We start from the raw sequence: 255 nt of genomic DNA, 5'->3' as shown, positions 1-255 counted from the left end.
TCCGTTACTACCTCCAATGGTGACGTGGAGACGCAGCAGTGACACCACCGCCGGCTGACGGAATAGCCGGTTAAAGAGTGTAGACGTTGATTCCCGCAGGCAAATCCACGGGAAGAGTCGAACTTGACAGTACACCAACACCTTCGGGTCGCGGTGATAGTGTGGGTAATCAGACTGCCGAGAAAATCCGCTAAACTTAACATTGAAGGTACCCGTACCGCAAACGGACACACGTAGTCGGGTTGAATATACTAA

Annotated in this window: 1 rRNA gene; it reads left to right on the top strand. The window is 51.8% G+C overall.

The features are described 5' to 3' along the window. Positions 1-255: ribosomal RNA gene (locus I6E24_RS16995) — 23S ribosomal RNA — on the top strand; the annotation flags it as partial.

The sequence above is a fragment of the Bacteroides caecigallinarum genome (genome assembly GCF_021530995.1).
Taxonomy (GTDB): domain Bacteria; phylum Bacteroidota; class Bacteroidia; order Bacteroidales; family Bacteroidaceae; genus Phocaeicola; species Phocaeicola faecigallinarum.
The sequence above is the reverse complement of the archived record's forward strand: the minus strand, read 5'-3'. Positions and strand labels throughout refer to the sequence as shown.